This is a genomic window from Rhizobium quercicola (genome assembly GCF_021168455.1).
Lineage (GTDB): Bacteria > Pseudomonadota > Alphaproteobacteria > Rhizobiales > Rhizobiaceae > Ferranicluibacter > Ferranicluibacter quercicola.
This window is the reverse complement of sequence record NZ_JAJOZR010000009.1, coordinates 171,806-187,279: the sequence shown is the minus strand read 5'-3', so window position 1 is coordinate 187,279 and position 15,474 is coordinate 171,806. Positions and strand designations below refer to the sequence as shown.

The window sequence follows — 15,474 nt, the reverse complement described above, 5'->3', positions numbered from 1 at the left end:
AAGGGTCGTGACAGCGTCCCTGCGGTTCCCCCACAGACGGCAGACGACGCAGGACAGGCAAGCAGAAGAGGTTCGGCCATGGTCAACTACATCGAAGCGGCGGCCGCGCCCACGCGAAACACCGGGGTCATCCGGCTGCACACGGCGGAGGACTTCGAGGGCATGCGACGCGCCTGCCGCATCACTGCGCGGTGTCTCGACGCGCTGGTCGATATCGTCAAGCCGGGCGTCACCACGGATGCGATCGACCGGTTCGTCTTCGACTTCGGCATGAAAAACGGCGTTCTGCCCGCCACGCTCAACTACCGCGGCTATACCAAGTCGTCCTGCACCTCCATCAACCATGTGGTCTGCCACGGCATTCCCAATGACAAGCCGCTGCGCGAAGGCGATATCGTCAACATCGATGTCACCTATGTGGTGGACGGCTGGCACGGTGATTCGAGCCGGATGTATCCGGTCGGCGAGATCAAGCGCGCGGCACAGCGGCTGCTCGAGGTGACGCATGAATGCTTGATGCGCGGCATCGCCGCGGTGAAGCCCGGCGCGCGCATCGGCGCGATCGGCGAGGCGATCCAGACCTTCGCCGAGGCCGAACGCTGTTCGGTCGTGCGCGACTTCTGCGGCCACGGCGTCGGCCGCCTCTTTCACGATGCGCCGAACATTCTGCATTACGGCCGTGCCAGCGACGGGCCAGAAATGCGCGAAGGCATGATCTTCACGATCGAGCCGATGATCAATCTCGGCCGGCCGCATGTGAAGGTGCTGGCCGACGGCTGGACGGCGGTGACGCGCGACCGGTCGCTGTCGGCCCAGTATGAGCATGCCGTCGGCGTCACCGCCGATGGCTGCGAGGTCTTCACGCTCTCTCCGGCCGGTCTCGACCGTCCCGGCCTGCCGGACGCGTGATGGGCGCAAAACCTCCCTTCGATTTCGACGCCGACGCGCCGGAGCCAGCGGACGAACGCGGATTCTTCGCCGATCAGCCGGCACGCCGCACGGCTGCGTCGGGTGAGCGGCGGTTTGCGCCGAAGCCGGCTTTGAAAGATGCCGACGAGGCGCATTACCACGGTCATCGCGACAGGTTGAGAAGCCGCTACCGGGACAATGGCGACACGGCACTGGCCGATTACGAACTCCTCGAACTCCTGTTGTTCCGCCTGATCCCGCGCCGCGATACCAAGCCGATCGCCAAGGCGCTGCTCGACCGGTTCGGCACGCTGTCCGGCGTTCTCGGCGCACCCCCGGCCCTGCTGCAGGAGGTCAAGGGCATCGGCGAGGCCGTCGCGCTGGACCTGAAGCTCGTATCGACCATCGCCCATCGCATGCTGAAGAGCGAGTTGCGGGGCAAGAAAGTGCTCTCGTCTTGGTCGCAGGTGATCGAGTACTGCCATGCCGCCATGGCCAGCGAGACACGCGAGCAGTTCCGAATCCTGTTCCTCGACAAGCGCAATGCCCTGATCGCCGACGAGGTGCAGCAGACCGGAACGATCGACCACACCCCCGTCTATCCGCGCGAGGTCGTCAAGCGTGCGCTGGAGCTATCGGCCACCGCCGTCATCCTCGTGCACAATCACCCTTCCGGCGACCCGACGCCGTCGCGGGCGGATATCGACATGACGAAGACCATCATCGACACCGCAAAGCCGCTGGGCGTCTCCGTCCACGACCACATCATCATCGGCCGCGACGGTCATGCGAGCCTCCGCGGGCTGCGGCTGATCTAGAGGTCGTCCGGCGCACCGGTCCCAAGCTCGCGCAAGGCTTGCCGCCCTGTCGGTTTCTCGCCATTTTGCGTCGTTCACACAGTCTCCATGATTGACCTATAGGGCATTGACGCGCGACATTTGCCGCAACGCACAACGATTCATCCTCCTATCGGAAACATTCCATGATGCAGTATGACCTCATCGTCGTCGGCAGCGGCCCCGCCGGCCGTCGCGCCGCCATCCAGGCCGCCAAGCTCGGCAAGAAGGTGGTGGTGATCGAGCAGGGCAAACGCGTCGGCGGCGTTTCCGTGCATACCGGCACCATACCGTCCAAGACGATGCGCGAGACGGCGCTGAACCTCTCGGGCTGGCGCGAACGCGGCTTCTACGGGCGCGCCTACCGGGTCAAGGAACAGATCAGCGCGGAGGACCTGCGCCGCCGCCTGATCATCACGCTCGACCACGAGGTCGAGGTTCTGGAGCACCAGTTCGCCCGCAATCGCGTCCAGCATATCCGGGGGCGCGCGAGCTTCGTCGATCCGACGACCATGCAGGTCGTCAAGGAAGATGGCGAGGTCATGCAGATCACGGGGACGAGCATCCTCCTGGCGGTCGGCACGAAGCCCTTCCGCCCCGACTACATTCCCTTCGACGGTAAGACGGTGCTGGACAGCGACGAACTGCTCGATATCGACGAGCTGCCCCGCTCCATGGCCGTCATCGGCGCTGGCGTCATCGGCATCGAATATGCGACGATCTTCAGCGCGCTCGATACGGCCGTGACGATCATCGACCCGAAATCGACCATGCTCGATTTCATCGACAAGGAAATCGTCGAGGATTTCACCTATCAGCTGCGCGACCGCAACATGAAGCTGCATCTCGGCCAGAAGGCCGACAAGGTGGAACGCCTGCCGGACGGCAAATGCCAGATCACGCTCGACAGCGGTCGGGTCATCCTCTGCGAGATGGTGCTGTTTGCAGCCGGACGCATGGGGGCCACCGAATCGCTCAACCTTGCAGCCGCCGGCCTGCAGGCCGACACGCGCGGACGACTCAGCGTCAATCCCGAGACGTTCCAGACCGCCGTCCCCAACATCTACGCCGCCGGCGATGTCATCGGCTTTCCGAGCCTTGCCTCGACCTCCATGGAACAGGGTCGCATCGCGGCGCGCGTGGCCGTCGGCGCCATCGCCAAGGAGCCGCCGAAATTCTTCCCGTACGGCATCTACGCCGTGCCCGAAATCTCGACCTGCGGCCTGACCGAGGAAGAGGTAAAAACGCGCGGCATTCCGTACGAATGCGGCATCGCGCGTTTCCGCGAGACCTCGCGCGGGCACATCATGGGCCTCGATTCGGGCCTCCTGAAACTGATCTTTTCGCTCAAGACCCGCCGCCTTCTCGGAATCCACATCGTCGGCGAAGGTGCGACCGAACTCGTCCATATCGGCCAGGCCGTCCTCAACCTGAAGGGCACCGTCGAGTATTTCGTCGAGAACACCTTCAACTACCCGACGCTTGCCGAAGCCTACAAGATCGCCGGCCTCGACGCCTGGAACCGCATGGGCGACCTGAAGGGTACGGCGCATTGAGACGGCGTTGAAGCGCTGACCACGGACGAAGAGCGAAGAGCCCCTCATCCCGCTGCCGCGACCTTCTCCCCGCACGCGGGGCGAAGGGACTTCACGTGGGCGTTCACCGCCTGTCCCGCCAGCGTGATCTCGGAAAGAAACCGAAAGCGCGACCATGTCCCTCTCCGTGCCTACGGGGAGAGGGCCAGGGTGAGCGGCAGCCGCATTTGAGCGTTGCTAGCAAGCGCGTCAACACCCCAAACGAAAAACCCCGCCGGCGAAACCGGCGGGGTTTTCTATATTCAGACTGCGCGGCGATTACTCGGCGGCGCTGTCGTCTGTGGCCTTCTTCTTGGAAGCGGCCTTCTTCTTCGGTGCGGCGGTTTCCTCGCCTTCGGCAGCTTCGGCCTTGGCGGCCGACTTCTTCTTGGCAGAGGTCTTGGCCGGCTTGTCGTTGCCGTCCTCGTCGTCAGCCATCAGCTCTTCCTTGCTGACCGTCTTGTCGGTCACGCTGACTTCCGACAGGAGATGATCGACGACCTTTTCTTCGAAGATCGGCGCGCGCAGCGAAGCGGCGGCACCCGGGGTCTTCTGGAAGTAGTCGATGATCTGCTTTTCCTGGCCGGGGAACTGGCGAAGCTGATCGAACAGCGACCGCTGCATTTCTTCGTCGGTGACCGTGACGCCGGCCTTTTCGCCGATTTCCGAGAGAACCAGGCCGAGACGAACGCGGCGTTCCGCAAGCTTGCGGTACTCGACGCGGGCTTCTTCTTCCGTGGTTTCCTCATCGGCGAAGGTCTTGCCGGCCTGTTCCAGGTCGGTGTTAATCTGGCGCCAGATGTTGTCGAACTCGGCATCGACGAGGCGCTGCGGCGTGTCGAACTGGTACATTTCGTCCAGCTGGTCGAGCATCTGACGCTTGACCTTCTGGCGCGTCATCGAACCGTACTGGCTCTCGATCTGGCCGCGAACGATTTCCTTCAGCTTGTCGGCCGATTCGACGCCAAGCTTGGTGGCCAGTTCGTCATTGATCTCGACAGCGCCGGGGGCGGCAACCGACTTGACCTTGATGTCGAAGGTGGCTTCCTTGCCAGCGAGATTCGCTGCCGGATATTCGGCCGGGAACGTGACGGTGATCGTCTTTTCGTCGCCGGTGGAGGCGCCGACCAGCTGTTCTTCGAAGCCGGGGATGAAACGGTTGGAGCCGAGAACCAGCTCCGCGTCTTCGTCCTTGCCGCCGTCGAAGGCTTCGCCATCGACCTTGCCGAGATAGTCGATCGTGACGCGATCGCCATTCTCGGCTGCACCGGTCTTGTCTTCGAAGGTGCGCGCGCTTTCGGCGATGCGCATGATCTGCTCGGTGACTTCGTCTTCGGCGATATCGACCACTTCGCGCGTGATCTTGATGCCGCTGGCATCCTTCAGCTCGATGGCCGGGATGACTTCATAGGCGAGCGTGAATTCGAAATCGGCTTCGGCGCTCAGGATCTTCTCGGCTTCCGCCTCGTCCTCGGTCATCGCCACTTCCGGCTGGGTCGCAGACTTTTCGCCGCGCTCCGACAGGATCTCGGTGGGCTTGTCGCGGACCAGCTCGTTGACGAGTTCGGCCATGATCGACTTGCCGTACATCTTCTTGAGATGTGCAACCGGTACCTTGCCCGGACGGAAGCCGTTGATCTTGACCTTGTCCTTGGCATCGGCGAGGCGCTCATTCATGCGCGCCTGCATGTCCTTTGCCGGGATGACGACCTTGAGTTCGCGCTTCAGCCCATCCGCGAGCGTTTCGATAACCTGCATGTTCCAACCTTCATTTCACGTTGACAGGGCTCTGCCGTTGAATGCTTCAGGCGAGCCGATCCGGGTGCCGGGAGTGGCTTTACGCAAATCGAACGCCGTTTTGCAAGCAAAACAGCGCTGCCGCCGGGTCTATACCGACCCATTCGTCTATCTGGTGCGGGTAGAGAGACTTGAACTCCCACGCCTTACGGCACCAGAACCTAAATCTGGCGTGTCTACCAATTTCACCATACCCGCGTTCAGAAGCGGCTGCCTGGTCTCGACAGATGGGCGGGAGATACACTGTTCCTGCCGCAACCGGGTCCAGGCCTCCCGAGCGCGGCGTCTCTATAACACCCGTTCCCTGGGGATCAAAGGGAAAATGCGGTTTTTCCGGCGATCGCGCCTAGCGACGTCACCGCCGTCTTTCCCGGCTCTCCTGCTCCCTCAAGTCCGCGCGCATCGCCGAGGTTTGCGCAGGCCGCATGGGTGCGATGCAGCAAACCCCCTGCCTCTAATCGATTTGATTGGCTATATCAGCATCATGACAACGCGCCGGTGCGATATGCCGGCACTTCCAAAAGGAAACCGGACATGAACATCACCCGCTCTTTCTCCACATGGCGCAAGTATCGTCAGACCGTTTCGGAACTCGGCCGCATGAGCGATCGCGAACTGAACGACCTCGGCATCGGCCGCAGCGAAATCCTCAGCGTCGCGCGCAAGGCCGTTCGTTAAGAACGATCTGCCTGCAAGGCACTGGAAACGTGAACGCCCTTCGGCTCCGCCGGAGGGCGTTTTTCTGTGCGCGATCCGGTGTTTCGACGCCGCCATTCCGAACTGCCCGACCTTCTGTCAGTGGCTCGCTACAAAATTGGTCAGACAGATCGGATGCGTGCAAAATGTGCAGGCATCTGCACAAATGCATGGCAGATGCATAGTCTTTGCACTCCATCTTTCCAAATCACGGGCGTATAAGCAGCGTCAACGAGATGGCTCGAACGACGGCCTCTCCCCCTGATACCGAAGGATAAGACCATGAACCCCATTCGCATTGCCAAGAGCTGGATCAACTACCGCCGCACCGTTGCCGAACTCGGCAACCTGTCGAACCATGCCCTGTCGGACATCGGCATCACGCGTTTCGACATTCGCAACATCGCCTCGCGCTCCTACCGTTAATCGGCGGATCGACGAGACTGCAGGCCAGCGGCGCTCTTCGGGGCGCCGCTTTCGTTTGTGGCGGACGCAAGCATCGGGCGCCCTGCCCGCATGCGCCTGCCCTTCCGGGCCGCGCCGTTTTGTTCTATGAACGCGCCATGACGAAGCACAGCTCCTATTCCCCTATCCATGTCATCGGCGGCGGCCTTGCCGGCAGCGAAGCCGCCTGGCAGATCGCCCAATCCGGTATTCCCGTCATCCTGCACGAGATGCGCGGCGTGCGCGAAACCGAGGCGCACAAGACGGATCACCTTGCCGAGCTGGTCTGCTCAAACTCCTTCCGCTCCGACGACGCGACCAGCAATGCCGTCGGCGTGCTGCATGCCGAGATGCGGCTTGCTGGCTCGCTGATCATGGCGTGCGCCGACCGAAATCAGGTACCGGCAGGCGGTGCGCTCGCCGTGGACCGGGATGGTTTCTCGGCGGCCGTCACGAAGGCCATCGGCGAGCATCCCCTGATCGAGCTGACGCGCGAGGAGGTGTCCGCACTGCCGCCTGAGGCCTGGGATCTCGCCATCATCGCCACGGGGCCCCTCACGGCACCGGCCCTTGCCGAAGCCATCCAGGCACAGACCGGCGCCGACGCGCTTGCCTTTTTCGACGCCATTGCGCCGATCATCCATACCGAGACGATCGACATGGATGTCTGCTGGTTCCAGTCGCGCTACGACAAGGTCGGCCCCGGCGGCACGGGCAAGGATTACATCAACTGCCCCATGGACGAGGCGCAATACAATGCGTTCGTCGATGCGCTGATCGCGGGCGACCGGATCGGCTTCAAGGAATGGGAGGGCACGCCCTATTTCGACGGCTGCCTGCCGATCGAGGTGATGGCGGAACGCGGCCGTGAAACGCTGCGCCATGGCCCGATGAAGCCGATGGGTCTCACCAATGCGCACAATCCGACCGTCAAGGCCTATGCGGTCGTGCAGCTCCGTCAGGACAATGCGCTCGGCACGCTCTACAATATGGTCGGCTTCCAGACGAAGCTGAAATACGGCGCACAGGCTGACATCATCCGCATGATCCCCGGCCTGGAGCGGGCGGAGTTCGCCCGCCTCGGCGGTCTGCACCGCAACACCTACCTGAATTCGCCGATCCTGCTCGATCACTCCCTGACGCTCAAATCCCGTCCGGGTCTGCGTTTTGCCGGACAGATCACCGGTTGCGAAGGCTATGTGGAGAGTGCCAGCATCGGGCTTCTCGCCGGCCGGTTCGCGGCAGCCGAGCGCAAAGGAGAGGCGCTGCATCTCCCGCCACCGACGACCGCGTTCGGCGCGCTTCTCGGTCACATCACGGGCGGGCATATCGTTTCGGACGAGGAACCCGGCAAGCGCTCCTTCCAGCCGATGAACGTCAATTTCGGCCTGTTTCCGCCGCTCGATCCCGGCGCCATCGTCAAGCCGGAAGGCGTGAAGCGCTTTCGCGGCAAGGACAAAGCGATCGTTAAGAAGAACCTTGTCGCAAGCAGGGCGCTTGCGGACTGCGCCGCCTGGCTCGGCGACAGCAACGGACTGCTTCGGTCGGCCTGACCCCAGCCTGTCTGTCGGGTTCAGGAACTGAAGCTGCCGAGGATCCAGAGCGAGACCTCGGCGGCCGTCTCGGCATTGGCGAACTCGTAGGTTCCATCGAAAATCGCCGTATCGTTGAACGACAGGGCAAGGCCGCGGCCGCTCGCGGAATGGGTGATCCGAACCTTGCCGGGGACGATCAGATGGCAGAGATAGTGCCGCCCCTGCGACAGCACGATGCCTGCCTTGCCGTCATGCAGCCGGACGAAGAAGGCATGGCCATCCGCCGTCGGGTGGATGGCGCGGATCGCTTCATCGGGAAACGCACGGCCGAAATCGAGGATGGCCTGCCCCTCGTCCGGAACCGACAGATCCTCGGCCTCCTGCCGCTTCATGCGCTGGTAGATATAAGCCGCCGCGAACAGCGATGCGACGATGGCAAACCAGGATATCATCGCGTCTTTCCATTCTGAGGCCGCGATCAACGCGCATCGGCTTCTCGTCTCACGTGCAGGCACTCTCCCGCAACCTGCGCAAAGATATCTGTAGCGCGCGTGGCTTGCGCGAATGTCCCGCGCTACCAGCGACCGCTTCGGGCTGCTCGCCACATCCACCATTGCCGCCGCCATTGCGGTGGAACGATGGAATGGTCGAAAATATCCGCGCCCGCCGTCTCTGCGCGCGCGAAAACCTTGTCTGCCAGCGCCAGGGTCGCAAAGGCCGGCCGGTTCTGACGCGAGATGGACTGCGACGCCACCCGTGCTTTACCAAGGTGTTCCCGCCCGAGCCCGGTCAAAGCCTGCACAGCCCGTGTGACGGCCGGACGATCCTCTCCTTTCAGGAAGGATGTGCGGTCGAGCCCGGTGGCGGTCAGAAGGTCGGCCGGGAAATAGACCTGCCCGCGCTGGCGGTGGATGGGCGCGAGCATGAGGAGACCGGCAATCGTCTGCGCGACGCCGGCATGGCCTGCCGCATCGGCCGAGCCGCGCGCGGCTTGCGGGTCGAGGATGAGACAGGCGAGCTGGATCAGGGCAGAGGCGGTTTCGCCGGCATAGCCTTCCAGCGCGCTCCGGCTTTCCATCGGGTCGTCGTAAAGATCGAAGACGCGGGCGTCGATCATGTCGAGCAGCACGCCGATCGGCAGATGCGCATCGCGGATGGTGTGCAGCAGGGCTTCGGCGAGCGGATTGCCGTCCGCCTTGGCGCCGGTCGTGTCCTCCAGCGCGTCGCGCCACCATTGCAGGCGGATTTCGCCCGGAAGCGGATCGCGCACGACATCGCGGATACGGGCGATCTCGGCATGGAAGGCATAGAGCGCGGCGAGCGGCCCCTGTTTTTCCGGTGGTGCCAGCAGGCAGGCGAGGTAACGGTCGCGATCGCTCTCGCGGAGTGCGGCAAGGCTCGCGGAGAAATCCTGCGGGCCGGGGATGGTGTCGGGCGTTGCGCTATCGGACATGGGACTCGTTCGCGTCACACGGCGATGAGAGCGGCAGCGACGCTGCGCTCTTCGGCCAGCATGATATTGTAGGTGCGAACCGCAGCGCCGGTGCTCATCGGGTCGGAGGATATGGAGCGGCTGCGAAAGGCCGTCTTGAGATCGCCGGAGAGCGGGCGGATATTGGCGCCGGTCCCGACAAGAATGACCTCTATGTCGCCGGCCTCGGCGATCACGCGATCGAAATCGGCTGCCGTCAGAGGTTCGCCTTCTTCTTTCTCCCAGCCGTAAATCCCCGAGGGGAGCAGGAGGAGCGACCCGCGATGCGACATGCCGGCGAAGCGAAAACCGCCATTGCCGTAGGCATCGATCGGCGCGCGACCGGGAAAATGGGCGTTGCGAACTTCGATCGGTCGGCGCATCAGGCTGCTCCCTGCATGTCGCGTGCCCGGGCGCGGGCACGCTTCAGCCGGAAGAGGATCAGCACCGGCCCGGCGACATAGATGGAGGAGAAGGTCGCCACGGCCACCCCGAACATCAGCACGACGGCGAAAGGCCGGATCGTATCGCTGCCGAAGAGACTCAGCGCCGCGAGTGCCAGAAGCGTCGTCGCACCCGTCAGCACGGTGCGCGAGAGCGTCTGGTTGATGGCGGTGTCGATCAGGATCGGCAGGGGCATGCGCGGGAAGCGATTGAGATTCTCGCGGATGCGGTCATAGACGATGACGGTGTCGTTCAGCGAATAGCCGACGATGGTCAACAGCGCCGCCACGCTGGTGAGATTGAACTCCATGCCGGTGACGACGAAGAGCCCGATCGTCAGAATGACATCGTGCAGAGTGGCAACGATGGCACCGGCGGCGAACTGCCATTCATATCGTGCCCAGATATAGAGCAGGATGCCGAGCAGGGAGATGGCGACGCCGATCGAGGCGGAGCGGGTCAGGGTCTCCGAGACGGTGGGGCCAACGACCTCGACGCGGCGAAGCTCGTAGGCGCTGTCCAGTTCGTCGCGGATAAGGATCACCGCGGTCTGCTCGGCATTCTCCCCGCCATCGCGCGACTGCACGCGGATAACGGCATCGCGCGGAGAACCATAAGGCTCGACCGAGATGTCACCCAGATTGAGCTGGTCGAGCCGTGCGCGGATATCGCCGATATTGGCGTTGCCCTCGCGGGCCTGGACCTCGATGACGGAACCGCCCGAGAAATCGATCCCGAGATTGATGCCGAACAGGCCGAACAGCACGACGGTCAGGATCGACAGTGCGGCCGTGACCGAGAAGACGTAGCGGCGCGCGGCCATGAAGCGGAACGAGAGATGATCGAACATCGCGGTCTTGATGCCGCGCGGCAGACGCTTGCGCGGGCGCCGACGCTGCCATGCCTCCAGCATCACGCGGGTGAGCGTGAAGGCGGTGAAGAGCGTGGTGACGATGCCGATGGCGAGCGTCACGGCGAAGCCGCGAATGGCGCCGCTGCCGAGATAAAGAAGGATGATTGCGGCGATCAGCGTCGTGATATTGGCATCCACGATCGCGCCGAAAGCGCGCGCGAAACCGAGCTGGATCGCCTGGCGGAAATCGCGGCCAGCGGCCGCCTCCTCGCGAAATCGCTCGAAGATCAGCACGTTGGAATCCACCGCCATGCCGATCGTCAACACGATCCCGGCGAGGCCTGGAAGCGTGAGCGGCAGGCCGGTTGCGGTCAGGACCGCGACGATCATCACCACGTTGAGGACGACCGCGATGCTCGCGACCACGCCGAAGCGTCCGTAGAAGCCGACCATGAAGGCGATGATGATGACGGTGCCGACGGCGCCGGCGACGAGCATGGACTCGATGCTGTCCGATCCGCGGCCGGCGCCGATGGTGCGCTCCTCGGCAACGGAGATCGAGGCCGGCAGGGCGCCGGCGCGCAGGACGAGCGCGAGATCCTGTGCGCCCTCGGGCGTCATGTCGGCGACCAACCGCATGCGTCCGTCCGTCACGGCCTCACGAATGAGAGGGGTGGCGATCACCGAGCCATCGAGAACGACGGCCATGGTGGTGCCGGCAACCGCCTTGGTCGCTTCGGCAAAGCGGCGTGCACCATCCTCGGTAAAGACGAGATCGACCACCGGTGCGTCATTCTGCGTATCCGTCGTGGCCGTGGCGTCGGCGATATCGGCGGTCGTCACCGCCGGCTGGCGGCGAACGAGCGTGGCGACCGGCGGATCTTCCGCCGAATAGAGAACCTCGGAGCCTGCCGGCGGCGAGCCGGTCACGGCCTGCTCGACGGTCGTGGACATATCGACAATGCGGAAGGAGAACGCGCCGCCCTGCCCCAGAACGGTCTTCAGCTGTTCGGAATCATACAGTCCGGGAACCTGCACGACGATGCGGTCGGCGCCCTGGCGGCCCAGCCGCGGGGCAGCCACGCCGAGCTCCACGAGGCGCCGCTCGAGAACGCCGATGCTGTCGGCAACCGCGTCGGCGAGACGCGCATCGATGCCTTCGGGCGTCAGGGCGACCCGCGACTGGCCGTCGGTGGTCCCGAGGAAACGCAGCTCGCTGACGGCCTTGCCACCGCGACCGCGATCGACCACGCCGGTCAGCGGCGCCAGCACCTGCGGCAGGGTCGCTTCCCGGGCCGTATCCTGAAGGGAGAAAGTGATGTCCTCGCCGGTCCCCGACAGATCGGTATAAGCGAGATTGGCATTGCGCAGTTGCGCCGCCACGGCGTCCGTTGCGGCCTGCAGCCGGGTGCGGGCCACATCGTCGCGCTCCACCTTGAGCACGATCCGCGAGCCGCCGGACAGATCGAGCCCCAGCGCGACCTGGCGGGCTGGAACCCAGTCCGGCAGGCTATCGAGAAGCGAACGTGGCAGCACGTTCGGCAGGGCCACGACGAGGCTCGCGAGAACGACGAGCCAGACGAGGACAGTTCCCCAGCGTGAGGTTTGCGGCATGACGCTCCCGGCGCTTCGCAGTGGATCGATCGGATCGTCGTCTTTGCCGCAGGCGGCCCGTTATTCCTTGACGGGCTCGCCCTTGACGCGGACTTCGGTCACACCACTGCGTACCACACGAATCTTGATGCCGTCAGCAATTTCCACTTCGAGTTCACCGTCGTCGATGACCTTGGTGACCTTGCCGACAATGCCGCCGCCGGTGACGACCTGGTCGCCGCGACGAATGTTCTTCAAGAGCTCCTCGCGACGCTTCAGCGCCGTGCGCTGCGGACGGATGATCAGGAAGTACATCACGACGAAGATCAGCAGGAACGGCAGGATGGACATGAGAATGTCCGCGCCGCCGGCGCCGGTTGCACCTGGCGTCTGCGCGAAAGCTTCCGTAATGAACATCGATCACTCCTCAAATAACAACAATTGCGGCCGGATGGGCGGAACGCCCTTTCGCGGAATGGCCGCACTATAAGAATGGCCGCTGCGATTGCAACGCGCCGAACCCTGCCTCTCGCATAGTTTATCCCGACGCAGAAGGACTTTTCAGCCGCCGGATGACCTTTCCCCAGATCAAGACGCGTGTTAGCGCAGCCGGATCAGGTGCAAGCGCACCTCAAGGCACAGCGGACCGGAGGAGACCGACATGAGCGAAGCGACACTCGAACGGCTGATGGACGAGGTTCGCCGACTGTCGGCGGCGCTGGAGCGCATTGCAGGTCCCGCTCCTGCGATCAACGATCTGGGCGCGGCCGAATGTTTCGTCTGGGCGCCGGCACGGGCCCATCTGCAACCCGTTGCGCGGCCGAACCGGATCGACCTCTCCCTGATCCAGAGCGTCGATCATGTGCGCGACATCCTTCTCGACAACACGCTGCGCTTCGCCGAAGGCTTTCCCGCCAACAACGTGCTTCTCTGGGGCGCGCGCGGCATGGGCAAGTCGTCGCTGGTCAAATCCGTGCACGCCGCCGTTCTTCGTCGAACGGGCGTTGCGCTCAAGCTGGTCGAGGTCCATCGCGAGGATATCGCCACCCTGCCGCAGCTCATGGAGATCCTGAAGACGGCATCCGTTCCCGTCGTCGTCTTCTGCGACGACCTGTCGTTCGATCATGACGATACCTCGTACAAATCGCTGAAGGCCGTGCTCGACGGCGGCATCGAAGGGCGTCCGGGCAATGTGCTGCTCTACGCGACCTCGAACCGCCGCCACCTCCTGCCCCGCGACATGATGGAAAACGAGCGCTCGACGGCGATCAACCCGTCGGAGGCGGTGGAGGAGAAGGTCTCGCTGTCGGATCGATTCGGCCTGTGGCTCGGCTTCTACAAGTGCAGCCAAGAGGACTATCTCGCGATGATCGACGCGTACGCGCAGCACTTCGCCATCGCGATCTCGTCGGAGGCGCTGCATGCGCAGGCGCTGGAATGGAGCACGACGCGCGGGGGACGGTCCGGTCGTGTCGCGTGGCAGTTCATCCAGGATCTCGCGGGACGGACGCGCACGCGGATTGCCGACACCGACACGAATTCGCAAACGCAATAGGCAGCGGGCGTCTCATACGCAAAATCCCCGGCATGCCGGGGATCCGCTGATCGGGACGATCTGTGGAACGACGTGCCTATTCGAGGTAGGTCGCCGGATTGACCGCCGTTGCGTTCTTTCGAACTTCGAAGTGCACCTGCGGCTGGGTCGCGGTGCCGCTCATGCCGGATGCTGCGAGTGTCTGGCCGCGCTGGATCTTCTGGCCGCGCTGGACCTTCAGCTCCGAGGCGTTGCCGTAGACTGTGACCGTGCCGTCGTCGTGGCGCACGAGAACCGCGTTGCCGAGCTCCTTCAGGCTGCTGCCGGAATAGATGACCACGCCGTTTTCCGCGGCCTTGATCGGCGTGCCCTCGGGAACCGAGATGTTGATGCCGTCATTGCGGTTGCCTTCGACATTGGCGCCGTAGCCTGCAACGACCGCGCCGCGCACCGGCCAGCGATACTTGCTGATGCCGGTTGCCTTGGGCGCATCGGACCCATCGTCCTTGGCGGCGACCTCGTTGACCGACTGCTTGGCAACGGCCGGTGTGTACTCCGTCGGCTTGGATGCGTCGGCCTTGGCCTGCTCGACCTTCGCCGTCTTCGGCTCGATCTTCGGCGCGGCCGCCTTCGGCGTCACCGATGCCGTGGTGACCTCGTCGGTTTCCGGCTGGGCCGTGTTGCGGGCGACCGAGCTCGTCTTCGGCAGCTTCAGAGCCTGGCCGACGCGGATCGCGCCGCTCGTCAGGCCGTTTTCGGCCCGCAGCTGATCGACGGAGACACCATTGGCCTTGGCGATGCGGTTCAGCGAATCGCCGGCCTTCACCGTGTAGGTTCCGGCCTTGTCGCCTTCGCCGGTGACCGGCTGCTTGCCGGCCGTGGTGCCGTTCGCGGTTGAGCCCTTTTCACGGCTCTGCGTCTGCGTCGGCAGGATGGCGACATCGCGGTTTTCCGGGAGGACCGGCTTGTTCTTCTGCTTGTCGACGTCGAGGGCGGTCGCCGCCTGGGAAGCCGATGCCTTGGCCGCACTACCGGCGGCGCCATAGGTGGGGATGAGAATGCGCTGACCCGGCTCGGCGTCGGAGCCGCGCTTCAGGCCGTTGGCCTTCAGGATCTCTTTTTCCGGCACGCCGAAGCGGGTTGCGAGCGATGCCGTCGTATCGCCCTGGCGCATCAGCACAGCCGGAGCGTTGACGGTGGACCAGCCGCTGGACGGACGAACGGTCGCGGTATTGACCGGATCGGGTGTCGCCAGTGCCGGCGCCCCGCGGTGTGCAGAGGACGTTTCGGACGGGAACGGCTGGGCGCTCGGGCGGCGGGTCGGCTCGGCCGTCGGTTCGGCAAGCGTCGTCCGCTGAACGTTCATCGGCGTGGAGGCGACCCGCGTGCGGGACACCGGCGTTGCGCTGACCGGATCCGGGAAGGGCTGGCCGACGGCTGCCTGGCGGGTGTTCGACATGGGCGGCATGTTGCCGCTTCCATCGATATCGCCGCGAGGAACCGGCACGGACGCGCTGGGAATGGAATTTGTCGTCAGGTCGGACGAGCGTGAAAACAGCCCTCCGAACCGGGACGAGTCCGAACTGCAGCCACTCGCCGCGCTCGCCAGGAGAACGGCCATGCCCAGACGGATGACCGATGTATGAACAGATGACGAAACACTCAAACGCATGACGCTTACCTACTTGGAACACAGCCCCGATGTAGGTTTATTAAAACGTATTAGAGTTACCGGCGGGTTAAGACCCGGTCATCCTTTGTGGTTTTAACCCCGTAGCTGCCGATCGC

General features: G+C 64.0%; 14 protein-coding genes and 1 tRNA gene. 7 read left to right on the top strand and 8 right to left on the bottom strand.

What is annotated here, in order from left to right:
- The first annotated feature begins 78 nt into the window (after nucleotides 1-78).
- From map to sthA, 3 genes are all read left to right on the top strand, one after another.
- The gene (map, locus tag LRX75_RS15430) at nucleotides 79-909 is read left to right on the top strand and encodes a type I methionyl aminopeptidase (RefSeq protein ID WP_231815636.1); all 831 of its coding nucleotides are present in this window, start codon (nucleotides 79-81) and stop codon (nucleotides 907-909) included.
- Complete coding sequence (gene radC / locus LRX75_RS15425; RefSeq protein ID WP_231815635.1) at nucleotides 909-1,727, top strand: RadC family protein; 819 nt, start codon at nucleotides 909-911, stop codon at nucleotides 1,725-1,727. The genes map and radC overlap by 1 nt, the downstream gene beginning before the upstream one ends.
- Before the next feature lie 164 nt (nucleotides 1,728-1,891).
- Complete coding sequence (gene sthA / locus LRX75_RS15420; RefSeq protein ID WP_113152017.1) at nucleotides 1,892-3,301, top strand: Si-specific NAD(P)(+) transhydrogenase; 1,410 nt, start codon at nucleotides 1,892-1,894, stop codon at nucleotides 3,299-3,301.
- 297 nt (nucleotides 3,302-3,598) lie between these two features.
- Here sthA and tig read toward each other — a convergent pair whose 3' ends face one another.
- Together tig and LRX75_RS15410 are read right to left on the bottom strand one after the other, a co-directional pair.
- Nucleotides 3,599-5,077 (bottom strand): trigger factor, encoded by a 1,479-nt coding sequence (tig, locus tag LRX75_RS15415; protein ID WP_231815634.1) that lies wholly within the window; start codon nucleotides 5,075-5,077, stop codon nucleotides 3,599-3,601.
- A gap of 152 nt (nucleotides 5,078-5,229) precedes the next feature.
- Nucleotides 5,230-5,314: transfer RNA gene (locus tag LRX75_RS15410), tRNA-Leu, on the bottom strand.
- 336 nt (nucleotides 5,315-5,650) lie between these two features.
- Between LRX75_RS15410 and LRX75_RS15405 the strand changes: the two genes are divergently transcribed.
- The 3 genes from LRX75_RS15405 to trmFO all read left to right on the top strand — a co-directional run bounded on the left by LRX75_RS15405 (nucleotide 5,651) and on the right by trmFO (nucleotide 7,809).
- Complete coding sequence (locus tag LRX75_RS15405) at nucleotides 5,651-5,794, top strand: DUF1127 domain-containing protein (RefSeq protein ID WP_092933639.1); 144 nt, start codon at nucleotides 5,651-5,653, stop codon at nucleotides 5,792-5,794.
- Between the two features lie 300 nt (nucleotides 5,795-6,094).
- Nucleotides 6,095-6,238, top strand: coding sequence for a DUF1127 domain-containing protein (locus LRX75_RS23420; RefSeq protein WP_082477357.1), 144 nt, complete (start codon nucleotides 6,095-6,097; stop codon nucleotides 6,236-6,238).
- Between the two features lie 137 nt (nucleotides 6,239-6,375).
- Nucleotides 6,376-7,809 (top strand): methylenetetrahydrofolate--tRNA-(uracil(54)-C(5))-methyltransferase (FADH(2)-oxidizing) TrmFO, encoded by a 1,434-nt coding sequence (trmFO, locus tag LRX75_RS15395; protein ID WP_231815633.1) that lies wholly within the window; start codon nucleotides 6,376-6,378, stop codon nucleotides 7,807-7,809.
- 20 nt (nucleotides 7,810-7,829) lie between these two features.
- Here trmFO and LRX75_RS15390 read toward each other — a convergent pair whose 3' ends face one another.
- The 5 genes from LRX75_RS15390 to yajC all read right to left on the bottom strand — a co-directional run bounded on the left by LRX75_RS15390 (nucleotide 7,830) and on the right by yajC (nucleotide 12,569).
- Entirely contained in the window at nucleotides 7,830-8,240 is a 411-nt protein-coding gene (locus LRX75_RS15390) for a hypothetical protein (protein ID WP_420851212.1), read from the bottom strand.
- Between the two features lie 125 nt (nucleotides 8,241-8,365).
- Nucleotides 8,366-9,244 carry a phytoene/squalene synthase family protein gene (locus LRX75_RS15385; RefSeq protein ID WP_231815632.1) on the bottom strand — a complete coding sequence of 293 codons (879 nt, stop codon included), beginning with the start codon at nucleotides 9,242-9,244 and terminating at the stop codon, nucleotides 8,366-8,368.
- A 14-nt stretch (nucleotides 9,245-9,258) separates the two neighbouring features.
- Complete coding sequence (locus LRX75_RS15380) at nucleotides 9,259-9,645, bottom strand: Mth938-like domain-containing protein (protein ID WP_231815631.1); 387 nt, start codon at nucleotides 9,643-9,645, stop codon at nucleotides 9,259-9,261.
- Nucleotides 9,645-12,173 carry a protein translocase subunit SecD gene (gene secD / locus LRX75_RS15375; RefSeq protein ID WP_231815630.1) on the bottom strand — a complete coding sequence of 843 codons (2,529 nt, stop codon included), beginning with the start codon at nucleotides 12,171-12,173 and terminating at the stop codon, nucleotides 9,645-9,647. Before secD ends, LRX75_RS15380 begins: the two co-directional genes overlap by 1 nt.
- Nucleotides 12,174-12,233: 60 nt before the next feature.
- A complete protein-coding gene (yajC, locus tag LRX75_RS15370) occupies nucleotides 12,234-12,569 on the bottom strand; it encodes a preprotein translocase subunit YajC (protein WP_113152010.1) in 336 nt (111 codons plus the stop codon).
- A gap of 244 nt (nucleotides 12,570-12,813) precedes the next feature.
- Here yajC and LRX75_RS15365 point away from each other — a divergent pair, with 244 nt between their 5' ends.
- Nucleotides 12,814-13,707, top strand: a complete 894-nt coding sequence (locus LRX75_RS15365) for an ATP-binding protein (protein WP_231815629.1) — start codon at nucleotides 12,814-12,816, stop codon at nucleotides 13,705-13,707.
- Nucleotides 13,708-13,783: 76 nt separating this feature from the next.
- Here the strand turns inward: LRX75_RS15365 and LRX75_RS15360 are convergent, their stop codons facing one another.
- Nucleotides 13,784-15,358, bottom strand: coding sequence for a peptidoglycan DD-metalloendopeptidase family protein (locus LRX75_RS15360; RefSeq protein ID WP_231815628.1), 1,575 nt, complete (start codon nucleotides 15,356-15,358; stop codon nucleotides 13,784-13,786).
- Between the last annotated feature and the right edge of the window lie 116 nt (nucleotides 15,359-15,474).

Bases quoted from the DNA above. Each gene is read 5' to 3' on its own strand.
- LRX75_RS15360 (WP_231815628.1), bottom strand. From the start codon at position 15,358: ATGCGTTTGAGTGTTTCGTCATCTGTTCATACATCGGTCATCCGTCTG.
- LRX75_RS15365 (WP_231815629.1), top strand. From the start codon at position 12,814: ATGAGCGAAGCGACACTCGAACGGCTGATGGACGAGGTTCGCCGACTG.
- map (WP_231815636.1), top strand. From the start codon at position 79: ATGGTCAACTACATCGAAGCGGCGGCCGCGCCCACGCGAAACACCGGG.
- secD (WP_231815630.1), bottom strand. From the start codon at position 12,173: ATGCCGCAAACCTCACGCTGGGGAACTGTCCTCGTCTGGCTCGTCGTT.
- LRX75_RS23420 (WP_082477357.1), top strand. From the start codon at position 6,095: ATGAACCCCATTCGCATTGCCAAGAGCTGGATCAACTACCGCCGCACC.
- radC (WP_231815635.1), top strand. From the start codon at position 909: ATGGGCGCAAAACCTCCCTTCGATTTCGACGCCGACGCGCCGGAGCCA.
- trmFO (WP_231815633.1), top strand. From the start codon at position 6,376: ATGACGAAGCACAGCTCCTATTCCCCTATCCATGTCATCGGCGGCGGC.
- sthA (WP_113152017.1), top strand. From the start codon at position 1,892: ATGATGCAGTATGACCTCATCGTCGTCGGCAGCGGCCCCGCCGGCCGT.
- LRX75_RS15405 (WP_092933639.1), top strand. From the start codon at position 5,651: ATGAACATCACCCGCTCTTTCTCCACATGGCGCAAGTATCGTCAGACC.
- yajC (WP_113152010.1), bottom strand. From the start codon at position 12,569: ATGTTCATTACGGAAGCTTTCGCGCAGACGCCAGGTGCAACCGGCGCC.
- LRX75_RS15385 (WP_231815632.1), bottom strand. From the start codon at position 9,244: ATGTCCGATAGCGCAACGCCCGACACCATCCCCGGCCCGCAGGATTTC.
- tig (WP_231815634.1), bottom strand. From the start codon at position 5,077: ATGCAGGTTATCGAAACGCTCGCGGATGGGCTGAAGCGCGAACTCAAG.
- LRX75_RS15380 (WP_231815631.1), bottom strand. From the start codon at position 9,645: ATGCGCCGACCGATCGAAGTTCGCAACGCCCATTTTCCCGGTCGCGCG.